Genomic DNA, 17,941 nt, shown 5'->3' on the forward strand with positions numbered 1-17,941 from the left:
TCTCTCCCTGACACTTAAGATAATTGCTGTAAAAAGCTGTTTCCGTTACCGGTAGACTTGACGCCGAAATTATCGGCGATCGTAGCTCCTACGTCGGCAAACGTAGTTCGGATACCCAAGGAGCCTTGATTACTCAAGCTAGGGCTGTACACAAGCAAAGGCACATATTCACGGGTATGGTCTGTCCCATGATGAATCGGGTCGTTCCCATGATCCGCCGTTAGGATGAGCAGATCATCCGGGCCGATGCTTTGCTGCAGCTTAGGAAGCCATTCATCGAATTCCTCCAAAGCTTTGGCATATCCTTGCGGATCACGCCGATGGCCGTATAAGGAATCGAAATCAACAAGATTCGTAAACAATAATCCGTTGAATGGCTTCTGCATATGCTCGATGGTGGCCTCGATTCCGTCCAAATTACTTTTGGTCGAACGTGCCTCCGTGATTCCTTCACCGGAATAAATATCGTTAATTTTGCCGATGGCAATGCAGTCAAGCCCTGCTTCCCGCAAATGATTCATCACCGTAGGCTCAGGCGGCTTTACTGCGTAGTCATGCCGATTCGGAGTTCTTTTGAACGCCCCTGGCTGGCCTACATAAGGTCGTGCGATAACACGGCCCACAGCATAAGGCTCTTCCAAGGTCAGCTTACGGGCAATTTCACAAGCACGGTAAAGCTCATCGAGCGGAATAATGTCTTCGTGAGCAGCTAATTGAAACACACTGTCTGCCGAAGTATACACAATCCAAGAGCCTGTTTTCATCTGTTCTTCGCCAAGCTCGTCCAAAATTTCAGTGCCTGAAGCCGGCTTATTGCCCAACACTTTACGTCCCGTCTCCTGCTCGAACTGATCGATCAATTCTTTCGGAAAGCCATCTGGGAATACATTGAACGGAATACTTACTTTTAGCCCCATAATCTCCCAATGGCCTGTCATCGTATCTTTGCCTACGGATACCTCCGCCATTTTACCGTAAGAAGCAAGCGGCTTCTCTGCAGGATCGATGCCTTGTATCGGAGCGATATTGCCGAGTCCATACTGCTGCAAATGGGGCAGAGCAAATGAAGGATTCTTCTCCGCGATATGTCCCAGCGTATGGGAGCCGGAATCGCCGAAAGAAGGCGCATCCGGAAGCTCGCCAATGCCGACACTATCTAGAACAATTAAACAAATACGTTGGAACTTCATTCATGACACCTCCTGTTCATCCTTAGTCTGATGCTATTATCGCAAATCAAACGTTCGTTTGCAAAAAAATAGCCCGCTTATATTCAAGCAAGCTGTCCGGACTTCATCCCTGCTCAACCGACATCTTTTTGGCTCTTGGATGTGCCTTATCGTACACTTCCTTCATTTTGCCTCGGGCGACTTGGGTGTAGATTTGCGTCGTCGAAATATCGGCATGTCCCAGCATTTCTTGAACTGAACGCAGATCTGCCCCATTCTCGAGCAGGTGAGCAGCAAACGAATGGCGCAGCGTATGTGGCGTAATTTCCTTAACGATCTGAGTCTCCGCCGCATACTTCTTAATAATTTTCCAGAAACCTTGCCTAGTCATTCTCGTTCCAAGATGATTTAAGAACAAGGCTTGCTCTGTTTGGGACTGTTTTAGCATTTTGGACCGCATGGTCGATATGTATAGGCCAATACATTCAGAAGCAATAGCTCCAAGAGGGATGATACGCTCCTTGGAGGCTTTGCCGATACAACGCAGGAATCCCATCTCCAAATTCACATTATCCACATCAAGCGAGATCAGTTCCGATACACGGATTCCTGTAGCATACAAAATCTCCAGCATCGCTTTATCTCTTAAACCGTTAGGCACCGTGGTCTGAGGCGCATCCAAAAGAGACTCTACTTCCCCTATCGTTAAGACATTGGGGACCCTTTTTTCCAGTTTGGGCATTTCCATATGTAGGGTCGGATCGTGATCCACCTTATGTTCTTTAAGTAAATAATGATAAAACGCCCGGATGGATACCAAGCTTCGGGATTGCGTCGCGACAGCCCGTCCCTTTCCTTTTAAACGCTGCATATAGCTCGATATTTGTATTTTTTTCGTTTCAGCTAGCGAATAAATGGCCTGACTCTCTAAGAAATCGAGATACTGGATGATATCTCTTTCGTACGAGTCCAGCGTGTTTTTCGCCAACTGCCGTTCGATGGACAAATATTGAATAAACGAGTCCAGTTCCTTTTTCATGCTGATTTCCCTTTCTATGTCAGTCCCCGCGATTGCACCTGTTGGCCAATCCGTTACTAAATTCAACACGGAAAAGGATAATCCTGCTTTTTGTCCAAATCGTTATTCCCCGATCCAATAAAAGAGCTTCAATCGTTCACTCATCGGGCCCTGATCTGTCATAATCACATGATTCTGAAATACTTTAACCGCTCTCCCTGTCGGCTCTTTATATCTTTGAGTGGGTTCGATCCACTGTGTCAGCGCCAACAGCATATGATACAGAGCATACGAAAATACAACAAATACGAGCATAAACTTGAACCGCCCAACCCATTTACGAAAAGAAAAGATCATAGCCTGTACCTCCCTCTTAGGATAGACTATGATCTGCTTTCGCTATTTATGTTGCATCGTTTAAGGATGCATAAGCAGCGAATCCAGCTCGACATAGGGTTTACCTACCGCCGATGCTACTGCCGGATGTGTTACATGCCCCTGATACGTGTTCACGCCATGCTTAAGCTCACGGTGATCCTTAGAAGCCCGGATCAGTCCCTTACCTGCTAGCTCCGCGGCATAAGCAAGCGTCACGTTAGTCAATGCCAAAGTGGATGTGCGTGGAACCGCTCCCGGCATATTGGCTACCGCATAATGAATAACCCCATGCTTCTCATAAACCGGATCGCTGTGCGTGGTCACCCTATCCACAGTAGCAATAGTCCCCCCTTGATCGACAGCAACGTCCACAATGACCGAACCTGGCTTCATCTGGCGTACCATTTCCTCCGTAACGAGCTTCGGCGCCTTGGCGCCTGGAATCAGTACAGCACCTATAAGAAGATCCGCTTTCTGGACAGCGCTCGCGATATGATACGGATTGGACATCAAGGTTCGTATTCTCCCGTGGAACACATCGTCCAAATAACGAAGACGCTCCGCATTGCGGTCGATAATAACGACGTTCGCTCCGAGACCTAACGCCATTTTGGCTGCGTTCGTTCCGACTATTCCCCCACCAAGGATAATCACATCGGCTGGCGGTACCCCAGGAACACCTCCTAGCAGTATCCCTCTGCCACCATAAAATCTTTCCAAAAATTGCGCGCCTACCTGTACGGACATACGGCCCGCTACTTCACTCATGGGCGTGAGCAGAGGAAGACTCCCATTCAATAATTGAATCGTCTCATATGCGATGCCTGTCACTTTATTTTCAATCAGTGCTTCAGTTAGTCTTGGCTCAGCTGCAAGATGCAGATAAGTGAACAAAGTCAAACCCTCTCGAAAAAAACCATATTCCTCCGGCAGCGGCTCCTTGACCTTCATAATCATGTCCGCCTGAGACCATACGTCCGCCGCTTGATCCAACAGATCAGCGCCTTCCTTGGCATAGTCCTCATCCGCAAAACCGCTACCAGCACCTGCACCGCGCTCAACAAGAATCTTATGGCCTAATTGATGCAGCATGCCGACTCCACCCGGAGTTAGTGCAACGCGATTCTCATTATTTTTAATTTCCTTTGGAACCCCAATCACACATGCTTGACTCATGTCTCTGACCACTCCTTTCAGTTGCCTGCACATACTATAACCTTAATTTCCCCGTAATCCGCACGCATTAATCACTTCTCTGCTATCCAATTAGGAAGACATCCGCTGTGCCTAAAATCTTTCACCCATTTCAGCTTTGGAACTTGTGCCTTTCTCATGATATACTTTATTCAGCAAATGATATTGGGGAAGGGGAACATGAATGAAAAAATTAGGAGCTGAGATACGGAGCTGGGTAGGTTCCATAGGAGCTGCAATCGGCTGCGCCTTATTAATCGGGATATTTATTATCCAGCCGACCAAGGTTATGGGACATTCTATGGATCCCACGCTTCATGATCAGCAGCGCATTTTTATATCGAAAATATCGCATACGTTCAATCTCGAGCCTCAGTATGGCGACATTGTCATTCTGGATAGCCGTGTAGATCGTGAGAGAACCTTCGCGGACGACTTGGTCGAGCATCCTTTGATTTCATTATTTACCCATGAAGAAGACAATCAGACCATTTATGTAAAACGCGTCATTGGCAAACCCGGAGATGTTCTGGAATTCAAGAACCATCAAGTTATCCGAAACGGCGAACCGCTCAATGAGCCCTATCTCAATGAAACCATGAACTATTCCAGCAGCGAGAAGCTTACTGTCCCTGCAGATCATATTTTCGTTATGGGCGACAACCGTAATAACAGTAAGGACAGCCGAAATATCGGTTTTATTCCTTTAGACCATGTTTTAGGAAAAAAATATAGCACTATTAAGCATCGGCGCTCTCATGCGCCGTTTTTTTACTTTTACCCCACCCTATTGCGTAGACAAGGGGGATAAAAAGTAAAAAACCCTCTTGCTTGTGGTATACAAGCAGAAGGTTTCGCTCAAATTAATTTTTAGTTTTGTCCGTCTTGTCGATACAGCGGTGACAAATCCCCTGAAAATCAAGACGATGATCCAGTACTTGAAACCGGTATTCTTTCTCCAGCCGTTCTTCAAGAGGACCAAGCCAATCTTCCATAATCTCATCGACGGCGCCGCATTGCACGCAGATTAAATGATGATGATGATGATGAGTGCTGTCATTGCGCAGATCGTAACGGGCAACACCGTCTCCGAAATTCATCTTCTCAACGACATGAAGCTCGGTTAACAATTCAAGCGTCCGATAAACCGTTGCAAGACCGATTTCTGGAGCTTTATCCTTAACGAGCATAAATACGTCTTCAGCACTTAGATGATCTTCTTCGTTTTCAAGCAGTACACGGACTGTAGCTTCCCGTTGAGGAGTTAGTTTGTAGCCCTGTGACTGCAGCTGTTGTTTAATTTTATCAATGCGAGATTCCATGCTACTCCCCCTACGGGTTTTGCGAAAAGCAAAACCTGCTGCGTAAGTCTGCGCCCAGAATGGTGCGGCAAGAGCTTCAGCTTTTGCTGGGCTTCATTCTTTCATTATAGGTTGAGGGTGCCCGGAAAGTCAAACATTTAAAACGACATTGTAATCAGCATGGGTGTGACCCACTTCATCATGACCGGAGATACATAGGCCTCGAACAGCGCCACTCCCGCCAAAAGGACCCCAGACAGCAAAATCGTTGCCGAATATTTCATGAACGGCTCATAGAATGCGCCCTTCCGGGTCATGAACCGATGCTTGACCATATGAATGGAAAAAGCCATTGCCGTAACGCTGCAAACAATGAGTGCCGGTATAACAATTAAGTTTTGCGGCGCTACAGAGACTAACGCAAACAGCAATCCTTTCCAGGACAGTTGCCCAACCAAATAACCAACAGTGAAGCCCACTAACACACCTTTTAAAAAATCAAGTATCCATATAAGGGGAAGCCCAATTACGGACATCCCGAGTATCCAAATAATAAGAATCCATTTAATATGCAGACTAAATGACTGCTGAAACGACTGTTTGACATCGTCAAACTCACCTTGATCCACTGTGGAGAAAAAATGGCCTAAATACCGCAAAATCTCCTGCTTTTGCTCCAAAGACAGCGCATTGACCATGACCGCGCCGAACACTACACCTATGACAAATATGATTCCAACAAAAACGTACAGCGACAGATGCTCCTTCATATAAAGCTGCAGCGAACGATTACGGTTCATGATGCATAATCCCCCCTTGCACGATTAGTACAAGCATATGATCAGGAAATTACGGATATGACCATATTAAGAGATTCGTTCGTGCATGTGAAGGGTCATACGATTATTTACCGGTAACTTTACCGTACTTGCCTCCACCGCCTACCTGGAGCTTTAGCTTATCTTCCCGAGCTTGTAAAATAAACTGGGCAATCTCGTCTCCTGCAGCCCGTTCCAGCTCTTCAGCCGTCGCTTGGTGCAGCAGGTTCATCTCGGTGCCAAACTGCGAGAGTAAAGCATTTAGCTTCTTTGGTCCTAATCCTGGAATGTACTCCAAAGGGACCTGATAATAATAGGGAGGTCGAGTATCGGGCACGTAAGGCGCACCCTCCTCCCGATCCGCAAGCTCGAGAATGCGATCCATGACGCCACGGACAATTTTCTTGCTCCCGCAATACAAGCAGCGCTCTACACTCATTTGCCCATCATCCGCAATGGTACCGCAGCTTGCACAATAGGTTCGATGATATTTCCCTAGACGAGGATTCAATCCGTAATTGGCGGCAATACCCCGACCGTTCTCTCCAGCCAATGCTTGGCGCAGCTCCTCAAAGCTCGGCTCTGCCATTAGAAGCTTGTTGTATTCCCGGCCGATCTTCGCTAAAGAATGGGCATCTGAATTCGTTAGAAACGAATAACGATCCAGCTCAGAGATATAGCCAGCCATTTCAGAATCGGCGCTTAAGCCAAGCTCCACCGCGGCAATTCCGTCCATATCGAGCAAATGCTCCATTCTTGTGGAACAGCTCCCATAGACGCTCTTATGGGGAGTGAAGATGTGAGCAGGTACTAGCATGCCTCCCCTATCCAACACTTCCTTCTGAAGCTCTTTAGCCGTTACGTAAATACGCTGCGAGCTCAGGCCCACATTTTTCATATGCTTTGAAAGCCAACATGTAAACTCTGCCATGACAGATACTGTCGGCATGTATGCAAGAAGATGTGCGGTACCCATCCCGGGATCCCGAACTTCAATTTCGCTGCCAAGAATAATCGTTGTCTGGTGGTATCGGATGCCGCCACCGGCAACCTCCTCCATCTCTCCTTTATCCAGGTACTGCATCATTTCTCGCTGGACCGAAGGAGACTGACAATCAATAATGCCGACAATATCCATCCCTTTGCGTTCAGATGCTTCATGAGCAATATTATAAAATGTTAAATTATTCGCTGCGCTGATTTTTACGGCCTGTCCTTCTTCTGTCCGTCCAATGTGAATGTGCAGGTCTGCGTAAAATGAACGTACATTCATTATTAAAACGACCCCGTCAGTTTATAGGACTGCCATGCATATACGGCCGTTATTGTCTTGGCATCGCTGATGCGCTGGTCCTGAATATATTGCTTCGCTTGCTCCAGGGTAATGCTCTCGCATTCCAGAAATTCATCCTCATCGAGATGAACCTCTCCTTTGATTAGATCATCGGCAACGTATAGATGAAGAATTTCATCGGCAAATCCAGGTGAAGTATAGAATGAACAAATGTGCTTAATCGTTCCAGCCTTATAGCCCGTTTCTTCCTCTAGCTCACGTTTAGCGGCTTCAAGAGGCTCTTCACCCGGATCTAGCTTGCCCGCAGGAATTTCTATTTGACTTTTTTCCAAAGGCTTGCGGTACTGCTCTACGACGAGCATATGATCGTCTTTTATCGCCAGCACGGCAACGGCTCCTGGATGTTTAATGATTTCACGTTTGGCAATGTCTCCATTGGGCAACCTAACGGTATCTACCTGTAAGGAAATGACTCTTCCCTGAAAAATCGGTTCGGTTGACAACGTCACTTCTTCAAACTTTTTATCATTAAGCGGTTTGCTCATGGGCAACTCCTCCAGATTCAACTAGTAATGAGATGTTCAGATGCGTCGATCTCCTTCATTTGTTTTACTCAAACTTCAGGATCCTTATCTATTATATCATATAGTGCAAAATCATAGTTTCGGATAGCATAACTTGTCCTTCGAACGCATAGGGTGTAACAGTTGGAACATTATCAGAAAAGAGGGATTTCTCTTGAAAACCTATTTGTCAGAGCAGCAAATTCGTTTAGTAGGACGTGTATGGGAAATTAGACGCTACTTGAAGCAAGCCCAGGCAAGAATGACCACTGATGTCAGCCTGCTTGCCTTTTTGTCGGAACAAACCGGATATAAGAATGAAGGAAGAAGCAGCCTGATGTTGGATGACGGATTATCTCAACCTACGGACGTGTCGAGTAATGCCAAGCAAAATTGGCAGACACACCCACAGCAGACCAAAATGCAGGATCCTCGAGTAATCCCCTTCCCATCGAAGCAATAGGCAGACGGTAAGATTCCACGGCACATTGCCACTGTTTCTTGGTTAGAGGTACTTGCCAGATCAAGGAGTGCTTATAGGCAATTTGTGATTCAAGTACCTGATTCCGAATCCGTTCCGATTGTTCCCCATCCAATATAGGCAGTGGAACAAAAGCTCGAATCTGCGTAAGATCACTCAAAACCGTTAGCGTATGATGGCTAATGCCGCGGTGACGTTCACGAGCGTCAGCAAAGCTGATCCGCGGTAAAGCTATTGGCATCCCTTGAAGGGCCCCTACAGCATTCAACAGTTCAGCTACTTCCGTTCCGCTGAATCCAAGCGATGTTCCTGTCCCTACGCTTCCTGGACCAGGCAGCACGATAGCCAGGTCTGCATGAAGCACGTGCTTGGCAGCAAGAAGGGCTGTATGTTTGTTAACGGCTTCTATATCGCCTCCGTATGCTTGCCCATAAGTGATGCATCCGACTACCCATTCTAACTGTTTCAGCTCCTTGACATGCATGCTGAAAGCAAGCGGAAGAGCCGCGCTGTCTGTCATAATGTAAGCTATTCGTATAGCCTTCTTTTCCTCTTTGACCCTTTGCTGCAGGGTGCAAAGGAGCGCTGGGAGCATGCTATGCAGTTCTCCGACAAGTACTGGCATCCCCTCTAAAGTCAGCTTTTGAGTAAACAGCTCATGATACGGGCTCGACTGCTCCTCCACCGCTAGAACAGACCGCTGAAGCGATGTGTATCTCAATTTGATAATATGTCCGTTCATTGGAGTTTCTTTCGAAGCTGGAAATACGTCCCTCTCCGCGCTGCTCGTTCCCTCATTCAGAATGGTATGAACGAAGTGAACTCCCCCTGTTCCTAGTCCTAACGTCACAGCCGTTGTATTAAGCAGAACTTGATCAGCCACTTTGATGCTCTGTCCATGGTCATCGAAATCGTAAACGGCTATACCTTCGGTTCCATCGTTGAATTTAACTTTTAATTCACGATAATTGTTCTTCAATCCCGTATTGACTACTTCGGTTACAACTGCTGTTTTCCACTCGATCAATGTGTCCATCTCCCCTAAAATCCCTGTAGTAGTAAATGTATGTGGGCACATTGTCTCTCATGTGCAGCAATCCTTTGATCATTTTATATAAAATTCTATACATGAAATGTTGGATGGACGCTTTTGTCACTGGATTCGTTCATAAAAAAGACCGTCAATCTGTTGATTGACAGTCCATTAAAAACAAGCACTATATATTACGATTGAGCCGCTTCTTTAATGATTTGAACTACGGCTTCAGTAACTTTTACCATGTCGCTTATGGCAATGTGTTCTTCCGTCGTATGAATCTTTTCATAGCCTACAGCTAAGTTTACCGTCGGTACCCCGAAACCGTTGAAAACATTGGCATCACTGCCTCCTCCTGAATGGAAGGTGCTCGGCTTACAACCAATTTTTCTTAGGGCTTCCATTGCAAGCTTCACTACAGGGGCATCCTCGTCGAACATGAAGGCTGGGTAGATAACATCGCTTTTAAATTCGACCTTCGCATTCATTTCCGCAGCTACATCCTCACATGCTTTACGCATGGCGGCAATCTGACGATCGAGCTTCTCCTGCACGATACTGCGTGCCTCACCCTCCAGCTCAACCCGATCCACCACGATGTTCGTTGCACCGTTCACACCGCCCGCAAAACGTCCGATATTAGCTGTGGTCTCTTTATCGATACGTCCGAGTGGCATTCTTGCCACTGCTTTACTAGCAACCGTAATGGCGCTAATTCCAGCTTCCGGGTTTACACCGGCATGAGCAGAGCGGCCAGAGAAAGAAATATAAATTTTAGCTTGAGTAGGGGCAGCTACCGCAATAGCTCCAACTTCTCCGTTGGAATCAAGGGCATAGCCATAATCAGCCTGCAGCCATTTGGCATCCATTGCGCGAGCGCCTTTCAAGCCTGATTCCTCGCCTGCCGTAATAACAAACTGTATCTGTCCATGCTTAATGTTTTGTTCCTTTAACACCCGGATCGCTTCTAGCATAGCGGCCAAGCCTGCTTTGTCATCACTACCGAGAATCGTCGTACCGTCGCTGCGGATAATACCGTCTGCTCCAATTTGTGGTTTAATGCCTTTGCCTGGTGTGACCGTGTCCATATGAGAAGTGAAAAAAAGACGCGGCAGCGGTTTATCCGAATTCGGCGCAAGTGTAAAAAACAGATTATTCGAGCCATGCCCGCTGCGGGAAGACGAGTCGTCCTCGTCCACAGATAATCCTAATGCGCTGAATTTTTGCTTGAGAACCTTGCTAATTTCCTGTTCAAACCGGGTCTCACTGTCAACCTTCACCAGCTCGATAAATTCGTCCACTAAACGTTTTTCCTGAATCATCTCTTTCCTCCTATGTACACTTTAAGTTAAAATATAATTATCTCGATTGCATGAAGAGGAGTTGAATAGGATGCGCAACAACAAGATTATTTTTAAAGTTATTATTTACGTTATGCTGATTTGCATGGTTTTATCAACCGTATTATTTACTGTCAATATGTTCCTCTAATTCGCGAAGTCAATTGCTTCATTGGAAGCAATTTTAATATAACTTCGTCTCTTGATTGTACGACTCCATGTTTTCTTTTACGCGCTGCAAGAAGCGTCCGCAGATGACGCCGTCTAAAATACGGTGATCAAGGGACAAGCACAGGTTGGCCATGGAGCGTACCGCTATCATATCCTGGATAACGACTGGCTTTTTCACTATCGATTCGAAGGTAATAATTGCAGCTTGCGGATAATTAATAATCGGCTGCGTCAGGATCGAACCGAATGAGCCTGTGTTATTTACGGTGAAGGTACCACCCTGCATATCATTAAGCGACAGCTTGCCGGCTCTTGTTTTTCGGGACAATTCTTCGATTTCCCGTGCAATGCCGGCAATATTTTTTTGATCGGCGCGCTTAATGACCGGCGTTAATACGGAATCCTCCGTGCCTACAGCAAGCGATATATTAATATCCCGCTTCACAATAATTTTATCTACAGCCCACACCGAGTTCATAATCGGATAATCCTTAATTGCACTTACAACAGCTTTCATCATAAAGGAAAGATACGTTAAATTAACACCTTCCTGACGCTTAAACTCATCCTTCAGCTTATTGCGCAAAAGAACCATGTTGGTTACGTCAACCTCAATCATCATCCAGCCATGAGGAATTTCGGTAACACTCTGACGCATATTGCGCGCAATCGCACTGCGAATCGGCGTCACATCAACCAAGTATTCGCCTCTGCCTTCTAACTGCTGACCTTCCACTTCAATGCGTGGAAGCGGTGGATTTTCGGACAAGTGGATACCTGTAGAACGCAGTGGTCCCTTCGTCGGGCTTGAGAGAAACACCTCTTCCGTCGTGCGGGCTTCCGAGCGCTGCTCCGCTCTAGGAGCTGCGGTGCTTGCACTTGACGCACGATTCCTCCCCGATTCAACGTACGCTTCGATATCTTTGCGCGTAATGCGTCCGCCTAGTCCAGTGCCTTGAACATCCTCCAAGCGAATGCCATGCTCGCCTGCAAGCTTTAATACAGATGGAGAATAGCGATTACGCATTCCTTCGTCTGCTCCATCAGTGGATTGGCGGTCAGTGCCGCCAACGGATGACGAAGCTTGCTGAGGTGCAGAGACCCCTTGAGCCGCAGATTGTTCTTCAATGACGCAGATCGCTTCTCCGACGGCAGCGGTCTGTCCTTCGGCTACCAGCAGTTTGGTCAATTTCCCAGCTACTGGTGACGGCATCTCGGTATTCACCTTATCCGTTATCAACTCACATAAAACGTCGTATTGCTCTATGTAATCGCCCGGCTGCTTCAGCCATTTGCCAATCGTTGCTGAAACTAGACTTTCCGCGAGATGCGGAACGGTCACTTCGGTTTCCTTTACATCTAAGTTCATTAGGTGGTTTCCTCCTAAGAGTTTTGCCGTAGGCAAAACTTACTTCGTAAGCATTCACTGAGTTATGCCCTAGGCAAACATGATTGTTCCATGACTCCAATAAATCCGTTCGTAGGATGAGCTGAGTCCTCGTATTCAAGCAAAGCTCAACTCACTCCTAACTACGAGTTGGATTAAAACACAGCCAGCTCGGATATAGCGCCCTTAATCTTATCTACGCTAAGCAGGTAAAACTTTTCCATGCTCGGGTTCATGCCAACCGCTGGAACATCAGGGGCACAAAGCCTCATAATTGGGGCATCTAATTCAAACAACAGTTCTTCGGCAATGATTGCCGAAACCTCAGCTCCAACCCCGCCTGTTTTATTATCCTCATGGATAATAAGCACTTTACCGGTTTTGGCTACCGCTTCTAGAATTGCAGCTTTGTCCAATGGCTGAATTGTGCGCAAATCAAGAATATGAGCGCTAATTCCTTCCTTAGCCAGCTGCTCAGCTGCCTGAAGAGCATATTGAACCGTAATGCCATATGAAATGACAGTAACGTCCGTTCCTTGCCGTTTGACATCCGCTTTGCCGATTTCAACGATATAATCGCCATCAGGCACTTCGCCAGTTATGCCAAGATAACATTTTTTATGTTCGAAATACAACACAGGATCCGCATCGCGAATAGCTGCTTTCATCAGGCCTTTAGCATCATATGGATTGGATGGAGCTACCATTTTCAGCCCTGGCGTTCCAAAAAATACGGATTCCGGACATTGCGAATGATATAAAGCACCGCCGCTAGTTGCGCCGTAAGGAGCGCGAATTACAATAGGGCAGCTCCAATCGTTATTGGAACGATAGCGGATTTTGGCCGCCTCACTAATAATTTGATTCGTTGCAGGGAATATAAAATCGGCGAACTGCATTTCAGCAATGGGCTTCATACCATACATCGCCGCACCGATAGCCGCACCGACAATAGCGGACTCAGCCAATGGAGTATCGAGCACGCGTTCTTCACCAAACTGCTCGCGCAGACCTTTGGTGGCGTTCAATACGCCGCCCTTGCCAACATCCTCGCCGAGGACAAATACATTTTCGTCCCGCTCCATCTCTTCTTTCATTGCAGAGCGAATCGCTTCCAAGTAAGTGATAACCGCCATAGCCTATACCTCCCCTTTTTCCGCATACACGTGCTTCAAGGTATCTTCTGGCAGCGGGTATGGAGCTTGATCGGCGTATTGAGTCGCTTCGTTAATTTCCTGCTTAATCTGCTCTTGCAGTTCTTCTTCTTGCTCGTCGCTCCACAATCCGCAGTCCACTAGATATTGTCTGTATTTAGGAATTCCGTCTTTTGCACGGTTTTCTTCTACTTCTTCCTTCGTACGGTACAGCATGTCATCATCCGAGGTGGAGTGAGGAGATACTCTGTACATGACGGATTCGATTAGAGTTGGACCTTCTCCACGAACAGCACGTTCGCGAGCTTCTTTTACGACCCGGTATACTTCCAAAGCATCGTTGCCATCAACCTTGATTCCTGGAAACCCGTAACCGATAGCGCGCTCGGCGATACTGCCCGAAATTTGCTTATGTAAAGGTACGGATATCGCATATTGATTGTTTTGGCATAAGAAGATCACAGGCAGCTTATGAACTCCCGCGAAGTTACAACCTTCATGGAAATCGCCCTGGTTGCTGGAACCTTCTCCGAAGGTAGCATAGGCTACGAAATCCTGCTTCTTCATCTTGCCTGCAAGTGCAATTCCTACTGCATGGGGAACCTGAGTCGTCACCGGACTAGAGCCCGTTACGATGTTCAGCTTTTTATGGCTAAAATGTCCAGGCATTTGGCGTCCGCCGCTGTTAGGGTCTTCTGCCTTGGCAAACACGGACAGCATTAATTCCTTCATCGACATTCCTACTGCAAGTACAAATCCATAATCGCGGTAATAAGGTAAAAAGTAGTCCTTGCCTTTCTCCAACGCAAATGCAGTAGCAACCTGAGAAACCTCTTGCCCGATACCCGAAACATGAAAGCCGATCTTTCCTGCTCTTTGCAGAAGATAGGACCGCTCGTCAAATTTTCTGGCCTTCTGCATGTATTTATACATTTCAACTGCCTGCTCGTCAGACAATCCAAGCTTACGGTGCCTCATAAGTTGGCCGATGGACATGGGTGTAACCCCCTTCATTCAACTAAAATTATTACTAGGTACTAATACTTGCCCCTATAAGTATATTATAAACGGTTTCCCTTATGAATACAATTTCCGTTTCATTGCAAAATGTTACAACATTGCAGAGCAAAGGGCTCGGAACTATTAAATTCCGAATGCCCCTCCGTCCACAGCCAGCATGGCTTCTCCTAATGCTTCCGATAGCGTTGGATGAGCATGTATAGTCTGCCCGACTTCCCATGGAGTTGCATCCAGCAGTTGGGCAAGTGCAGCTTCGGATATATAGTCCGTTACATGAGGCCCTATCATATGGACGCCGAGAATGTCATTCGTTTTCTTGTCAGCTATGACTTTAACAAAACCATCCGAATCCCCGTACAATACAGCCTTGCCGACTGCCGAGAAAGGAAAGCGTCCGATTTTGACATCATGTCCGCGATCGACTGCCTGCTGCTCCGTCCAGCCTATTGAAGCTACTTCTGGTCTTGTATAGACACAGCGCGGTACTTGGTGTGCTCCGAACGTATGGGTGCTTTGTCCGGAACAATGCTCCACCGCCACGATGCCTTCATGTCCGGCCACATGGGCCAGCTGAAGTCCGCCATTCACGTCACCGATTGCATAGATATGAGATTCTACGGTCTGCATGTACTCATTAACTTCAATGTATCCGTTAGTCACTTTCACATCAGTGTTTTGCAGACCGATATCTTCAACATTGGCTTGACGCCCGACACAAACCATGACCTTCTCCGCTTGCAGCTCCTCTGCTTGTCCTTTGCGTTCGATCTGCAGCTGTACGGACCCTTCCTGCTTGCTGACGGTTTCACCAAGAACCTTGGCACCCGTCAAAATCTGAACGCCTCTTTTTTTCAACAGTCGCTCGAGCTCACGAGAAATATCGCTATCTTCAGTAGGGAGCAGCCGATCCGCATATTCCACAACAGTCACTTGAACCCCAAAATCGTTTAACATCGAAGCCCACTCAACTCCGATGACGCCCCCGCCTACAATGAGAATCGATTGCGGCAGCTCTTCTAACTGAAGCGCTTGATCACTGTTAATGATCATTTGCCCATCTATATCCAATCCCGGCAAGCTTCTTGGTCTTGAGCCGGTTGCTATAATCAGCTTCTCAGGAACCAGCGTTAAGATTTCTCCATCTGCTTGTTCTACAGATACAGACCCTGAGCGAGGTGAAAAAATGCTCGGAGAAAGAAGCCTGCCGTTACCATAGAATACCTGAATGTTGTGCTTTTTCATCAAAAACTGAACGCCTTTATGCATCTGATCTACGATGCTTTGTTTACGGGCTTGTACCCGGGGAAAATTCAAACGAACGGAATCCGCTTCTATGCCATAACGATCGCTATCCTGCATCGTTGCGTACACCTCAGCGCTGCGCAGGAGTGCTTTGCTCGGAATACAACCGCGGTGCAGACAAGTGCCTCCAAGCTTATCGCGTTCTACGATCGCTACCGTTTTTCCTAATTGAGCAGCTCGAATGGCGGCAATATATCCTCCCGTGCCTCCTCCAAGAACAACGATATCAAAAGCTTGCGTCATATGTATAAACCTCCTGAAATCTATGATTCTTTTATTGTAACTCTAATCGATGTGAGAAATATAGTACAATTTAAGAAAGATACATGAAATGTTAACGATTATATGGTACTTTAGTAGGTAGGATTTTCATAGCGGTTGTAAATGATCAATAAAGGAGTACATCATGAGAGCAACGTTTTATCGGTTTATTGCCGTCCTGATGCTGGTTATCCCGGGCATTATGGCTACCTATGGTTTTCTGGCGATGAAGGATGCTTTCTTCGCCCAGTTTGGAGCAGCCGAGCTGAATCCACATATTCAATGGGGTAAATTTTCATTAGGATTAGTATTGTTCCTCGCGGGAGTAGCCTTTATCGGCGGTTGGACTTTTTTCAGAGACCGCAAGCGTAATTATGTCGCTCCCCGATTTAAAAAGAAGCGCAAAAAGCAATAGGAGCCAGCCCATAGAGACGGGAGCGGGCTCCTTATATTTTGTTCGGGCCTGAATCACGGCCAAGCCAATCAAGGTAAGATAGCACACGATTGCTATCGATTAGCTTGGATAAGGATACACGCCATGTGATGCCGTGTAGGGCGATGAAGAAAGCCAATAGAAGCAGCTGGAGCTTCCAGTCGGTTATATAAACCGCCCAGCAGCCAAGGACAAATCCAAGAAGGTTAGCCCCTGTATCGCCGAGCATCATGTTCCCTTTTAGATCAGGTATAGCCAGAACCAAGACCGATACGAGAACTGGGAGTGACAAGACCAAGAACTCCTGCCATCGACTGGGATGATCGATTAGCAGCGCTGCAGCTAACAGTATGAACAACACCCCAAATCCCTTTATGGCCCTACCAGGTCTCGTATCTAACAAATTAATTCCATTCGTAGCAAGAACTATCAATAAATATTGACCCCCGACCCATAGTATTGGCTCTCTTATTTCAGAGCCTCCATGAAGAATGAACAGCATAGAAGCCAATGAAATGCCCCCTGCCTTTAATAAACCGGTACTGACTACCCCGTGTTCCTTCCAGAGCTTCCAATGCCCTGCGAAGCCTTTGAATGTTTTGTTCCCCACCGTATCGTCAAGAAATCCAAGAAAAACAACCAAGCTTGAGGCCAAAACAAATTCGTTCAGCAAGAACGGATTGATATCCAAATTCGATATGAGCGTATCCCCATTGAAATATGCTACCACTTTCATAATCATTGTATGAACAAGGAGCATCAACCATATTAGAAGTCCTCCTGCCGTTGGAATGCGTTCTCCTGCAAAATTGCACTCCGTCAGCTTATGATTGTCCATAAAACGCATCCATCCCGGCAGTATTCCACGTACAAGACCAACCATGATCATCCCGTAAAGCAACCAAATCATTAGCATATGGGCTGTCTCCATCGATTCCACAACGTTCCGCTGACCGCATACAGTTGTTTGCCCCGATGCAGCCATCCACCTATGTCTCTTCCTGATACCCGATGAGCAAAAGGAATGGGCAGCTCTGCTACGCGGTAGCCTAGCTTTACAGCATCAATGGTCAAACCCACCTCGACACCAAACCCCCCAGATAGCCTGCCTATTCTCTCCAACACTTCACGATGTACTGCGCGTTGACCTGATAATGGAGCAGACGGTTCAAAGCCTGACAAGCGGTATACGCCTTGTTTAGCCAAATTCTTGACCAACCCAAATCCGCTCTTTTGAGATACTGCAGGCAAGCGGGCGATAACCATATCCGACTGTCCCGATGTAAGGGGCTCAATTAACGAAGGAAACCACTCCGCTGTCATTCCCAAATCAGCATCAAGAAAGACAAGAATACGCCCCTTCGCCATCTTGCAGCCTGTCTGAAGGGCTGCTCCTTTACCGTATGGCCTTGGATGCTGCACAATCAAGTCTGCCCAAGGCACAGCCATTGCAAAAGTATCATCGCGGCTTCCGTCATCAATCACGATAATTTCAATATCGTTTCCATGACTAACCACCTGCTTGCATGCTTTTCGAATTGCGCTCAAGGTTTCTTGTATGTAATTCTCCTCATTTAGAGCCGGTACAACGACAGAGATGATTGGCTGCATAAGGGCAACT

The 17,941-nt window shown here is 46.8% G+C and carries 20 protein-coding genes; 4 read left to right on the top strand and 16 right to left on the bottom strand.

Going from position 1 to position 17,941, the window contains the following annotated elements:
* Positions 1 to 14 precede the first annotated feature (14 nt).
* From deoB to ald, 4 genes are all read right to left on the bottom strand, one after another.
* A complete protein-coding gene (deoB, locus tag QMA13_RS21085; RefSeq protein WP_282935707.1) occupies positions 15 to 1,190 on the bottom strand; it encodes a phosphopentomutase in 1,176 nt (391 codons plus the stop codon).
* A 103-nt stretch (positions 1,191 to 1,293) separates the two neighbouring features.
* Positions 1,294 to 2,208 carry a site-specific tyrosine recombinase XerD gene (xerD, locus tag QMA13_RS21090; protein ID WP_282943482.1) on the bottom strand — a complete coding sequence of 305 codons (915 nt, stop codon included), beginning with the start codon at positions 2,206 to 2,208 and terminating at the stop codon, positions 1,294 to 1,296.
* Between the two features lie 102 nt (positions 2,209 to 2,310).
* A complete protein-coding gene (locus tag QMA13_RS21095) occupies positions 2,311 to 2,544 on the bottom strand; it encodes a DUF4227 family protein (protein WP_282935708.1) in 234 nt (77 codons plus the stop codon).
* 60 nt (positions 2,545 to 2,604) lie between these two features.
* On the bottom strand, positions 2,605 to 3,741 hold the full coding sequence (ald, locus tag QMA13_RS21100; RefSeq protein ID WP_282935709.1) for an alanine dehydrogenase: 1,137 nt from the start codon (positions 3,739 to 3,741) through the stop codon (positions 2,605 to 2,607).
* A 202-nt stretch (positions 3,742 to 3,943) separates the two neighbouring features.
* On the opposite strand from ald, the gene lepB reads away from it, so the two are divergent.
* On the top strand, positions 3,944 to 4,570 hold the full coding sequence (gene lepB, locus QMA13_RS21105) for a signal peptidase I (protein ID WP_282935710.1): 627 nt from the start codon (positions 3,944 to 3,946) through the stop codon (positions 4,568 to 4,570).
* A 52-nt stretch (positions 4,571 to 4,622) separates the two neighbouring features.
* On the opposite strand, the gene fur is transcribed toward lepB, so the two are convergent.
* From fur to QMA13_RS21125, 4 genes are all read right to left on the bottom strand, one after another.
* Positions 4,623 to 5,081 carry a ferric iron uptake transcriptional regulator gene (fur, locus tag QMA13_RS21110; protein ID WP_079910764.1) on the bottom strand — a complete coding sequence of 153 codons (459 nt, stop codon included), beginning with the start codon at positions 5,079 to 5,081 and terminating at the stop codon, positions 4,623 to 4,625.
* A gap of 137 nt (positions 5,082 to 5,218) precedes the next feature.
* Positions 5,219 to 5,860 carry a stage II sporulation protein M gene (gene spoIIM, locus QMA13_RS21115; protein ID WP_282935711.1) on the bottom strand — a complete coding sequence of 214 codons (642 nt, stop codon included), beginning with the start codon at positions 5,858 to 5,860 and terminating at the stop codon, positions 5,219 to 5,221.
* 103 nt (positions 5,861 to 5,963) lie between these two features.
* Positions 5,964 to 7,151 (bottom strand): endonuclease Q family protein, encoded by a 1,188-nt coding sequence (locus QMA13_RS21120; RefSeq protein ID WP_282935712.1) that lies wholly within the window; start codon positions 7,149 to 7,151, stop codon positions 5,964 to 5,966.
* A gap of 2 nt (positions 7,152 to 7,153) precedes the next feature.
* Positions 7,154 to 7,717 carry an NUDIX hydrolase gene (locus tag QMA13_RS21125; RefSeq protein ID WP_282935713.1) on the bottom strand — a complete coding sequence of 188 codons (564 nt, stop codon included), beginning with the start codon at positions 7,715 to 7,717 and terminating at the stop codon, positions 7,154 to 7,156.
* Positions 7,718 to 7,922: 205 nt separating this feature from the next.
* Between QMA13_RS21125 and QMA13_RS36675 the strand changes: the two genes are divergently transcribed.
* Complete coding sequence (locus QMA13_RS36675) at positions 7,923 to 8,198, top strand: hypothetical protein (protein ID WP_481858238.1); 276 nt, start codon at positions 7,923 to 7,925, stop codon at positions 8,196 to 8,198.
* Here the strand turns inward: QMA13_RS36675 and QMA13_RS21130 are convergent.
* Entirely contained in the window at positions 8,098 to 9,243 is a 1,146-nt protein-coding gene (locus QMA13_RS21130) for a DUF3866 family protein (RefSeq protein WP_282935714.1), read from the bottom strand. The two genes, QMA13_RS36675 and QMA13_RS21130, sit on opposite strands and share 101 nt — an antisense overlap.
* A 197-nt stretch (positions 9,244 to 9,440) precedes the next feature.
* Positions 9,441 to 10,574, bottom strand: coding sequence for a M20/M25/M40 family metallo-hydrolase (locus QMA13_RS21135; protein WP_282935715.1), 1,134 nt, complete (start codon positions 10,572 to 10,574; stop codon positions 9,441 to 9,443).
* A 70-nt stretch (positions 10,575 to 10,644) separates the two neighbouring features.
* Here QMA13_RS21135 and prli42 point away from each other — a divergent pair, with 70 nt between their 5' ends.
* Positions 10,645 to 10,743, top strand: coding sequence for a stressosome-associated protein Prli42 (gene prli42 / locus QMA13_RS21140; protein ID WP_282935716.1), 99 nt, complete (start codon positions 10,645 to 10,647; stop codon positions 10,741 to 10,743).
* 33 nt (positions 10,744 to 10,776) lie between these two features.
* Here prli42 and QMA13_RS21145 read toward each other — a convergent pair whose 3' ends face one another.
* The 4 genes from QMA13_RS21145 to lpdA all read right to left on the bottom strand — a co-directional run bounded on the left by QMA13_RS21145 (position 10,777) and on the right by lpdA (position 15,869).
* A complete protein-coding gene (locus tag QMA13_RS21145; protein ID WP_282935717.1) occupies positions 10,777 to 12,132 on the bottom strand; it encodes a dihydrolipoamide acetyltransferase family protein in 1,356 nt (451 codons plus the stop codon).
* Positions 12,133 to 12,305: 173 nt separating this feature from the next.
* On the bottom strand, positions 12,306 to 13,286 hold the full coding sequence (locus QMA13_RS21150) for an alpha-ketoacid dehydrogenase subunit beta (protein WP_282935718.1): 981 nt from the start codon (positions 13,284 to 13,286) through the stop codon (positions 12,306 to 12,308).
* Between the two features lie 3 nt (positions 13,287 to 13,289).
* Positions 13,290 to 14,300 carry a thiamine pyrophosphate-dependent dehydrogenase E1 component subunit alpha gene (locus QMA13_RS21155; RefSeq protein ID WP_282935719.1) on the bottom strand — a complete coding sequence of 337 codons (1,011 nt, stop codon included), beginning with the start codon at positions 14,298 to 14,300 and terminating at the stop codon, positions 13,290 to 13,292.
* A gap of 147 nt (positions 14,301 to 14,447) precedes the next feature.
* Positions 14,448 to 15,869 carry a dihydrolipoyl dehydrogenase gene (gene lpdA / locus QMA13_RS21160; RefSeq protein ID WP_282935720.1) on the bottom strand — a complete coding sequence of 474 codons (1,422 nt, stop codon included), beginning with the start codon at positions 15,867 to 15,869 and terminating at the stop codon, positions 14,448 to 14,450.
* Positions 15,870 to 16,032: 163 nt separating this feature from the next.
* Here lpdA and QMA13_RS21165 point away from each other — a divergent pair, with 163 nt between their 5' ends.
* Entirely contained in the window at positions 16,033 to 16,302 is a 270-nt protein-coding gene (locus tag QMA13_RS21165; protein ID WP_282935721.1) for a DUF2627 domain-containing protein, read from the top strand.
* Between the two features lie 31 nt (positions 16,303 to 16,333).
* Here QMA13_RS21165 and QMA13_RS21170 read toward each other — a convergent pair whose 3' ends face one another.
* Together QMA13_RS21170 and QMA13_RS21175 are read right to left on the bottom strand one after the other, a co-directional pair.
* A complete protein-coding gene (locus tag QMA13_RS21170) occupies positions 16,334 to 17,236 on the bottom strand; it encodes a hypothetical protein (RefSeq protein ID WP_282935722.1) in 903 nt (300 codons plus the stop codon).
* Positions 17,230 to 17,931 (bottom strand): glycosyltransferase family 2 protein, encoded by a 702-nt coding sequence (locus QMA13_RS21175; RefSeq protein ID WP_282935723.1) that lies wholly within the window; start codon positions 17,929 to 17,931, stop codon positions 17,230 to 17,232. Before QMA13_RS21175 ends, QMA13_RS21170 begins: the two co-directional genes overlap by 7 nt.
* Positions 17,932 to 17,941 lie beyond the last annotated feature (10 nt).

This window comes from Paenibacillus sp. RC67, assembly GCF_030020805.1.
Lineage (GTDB): Bacteria > Bacillota > Bacilli > Paenibacillales > NBRC-103111 > Paenibacillus_S.

Excerpts from the sequence above, each read along its gene's own strand:
- deoB (WP_282935707.1), bottom strand. The coding sequence starts at position 1,190 with ATGAAGTTCCAACGTATTTGTTTAATTGTTCTAGATAGTGTCGGCATT.
- xerD (WP_282943482.1), bottom strand. The coding sequence starts at position 2,208 with ATGAAAAAGGAACTGGACTCGTTTATTCAATATTTGTCCATCGAACGG.
- QMA13_RS21095 (WP_282935708.1), bottom strand. The coding sequence starts at position 2,544 with ATGATCTTTTCTTTTCGTAAATGGGTTGGGCGGTTCAAGTTTATGCTC.
- ald (WP_282935709.1), bottom strand. The coding sequence starts at position 3,741 with ATGAGTCAAGCATGTGTGATTGGGGTTCCAAAGGAAATTAAAAATAAT.
- lepB (WP_282935710.1), top strand. The coding sequence starts at position 3,944 with ATGAAAAAATTAGGAGCTGAGATACGGAGCTGGGTAGGTTCCATAGGA.
- fur (WP_079910764.1), bottom strand. The coding sequence starts at position 5,081 with ATGGAATCTCGCATTGATAAAATTAAACAACAGCTGCAGTCACAGGGC.
- spoIIM (WP_282935711.1), bottom strand. The coding sequence starts at position 5,860 with ATGAACCGTAATCGTTCGCTGCAGCTTTATATGAAGGAGCATCTGTCG.
- QMA13_RS21120 (WP_282935712.1), bottom strand. The coding sequence starts at position 7,151 with ATGAATGTACGTTCATTTTACGCAGACCTGCACATTCACATTGGACGG.
- QMA13_RS21125 (WP_282935713.1), bottom strand. The coding sequence starts at position 7,717 with ATGAGCAAACCGCTTAATGATAAAAAGTTTGAAGAAGTGACGTTGTCA.
- QMA13_RS21135 (WP_282935715.1), bottom strand. The coding sequence starts at position 10,574 with ATGATTCAGGAAAAACGTTTAGTGGACGAATTTATCGAGCTGGTGAAG.
- prli42 (WP_282935716.1), top strand. The coding sequence starts at position 10,645 with ATGCGCAACAACAAGATTATTTTTAAAGTTATTATTTACGTTATGCTG.
- QMA13_RS21145 (WP_282935717.1), bottom strand. The coding sequence starts at position 12,132 with ATGAACTTAGATGTAAAGGAAACCGAAGTGACCGTTCCGCATCTCGCG.
- QMA13_RS21150 (WP_282935718.1), bottom strand. The coding sequence starts at position 13,286 with ATGGCGGTTATCACTTACTTGGAAGCGATTCGCTCTGCAATGAAAGAA.
- QMA13_RS21155 (WP_282935719.1), bottom strand. The coding sequence starts at position 14,300 with ATGTCCATCGGCCAACTTATGAGGCACCGTAAGCTTGGATTGTCTGAC.
- lpdA (WP_282935720.1), bottom strand. The coding sequence starts at position 15,869 with ATGACGCAAGCTTTTGATATCGTTGTTCTTGGAGGAGGCACGGGAGGA.
- QMA13_RS21165 (WP_282935721.1), top strand. The coding sequence starts at position 16,033 with ATGAGAGCAACGTTTTATCGGTTTATTGCCGTCCTGATGCTGGTTATC.
- QMA13_RS21170 (WP_282935722.1), bottom strand. The coding sequence starts at position 17,236 with ATGCTAATGATTTGGTTGCTTTACGGGATGATCATGGTTGGTCTTGTA.
- QMA13_RS21175 (WP_282935723.1), bottom strand. The coding sequence starts at position 17,931 with ATGCAGCCAATCATCTCTGTCGTTGTACCGGCTCTAAATGAGGAGAAT.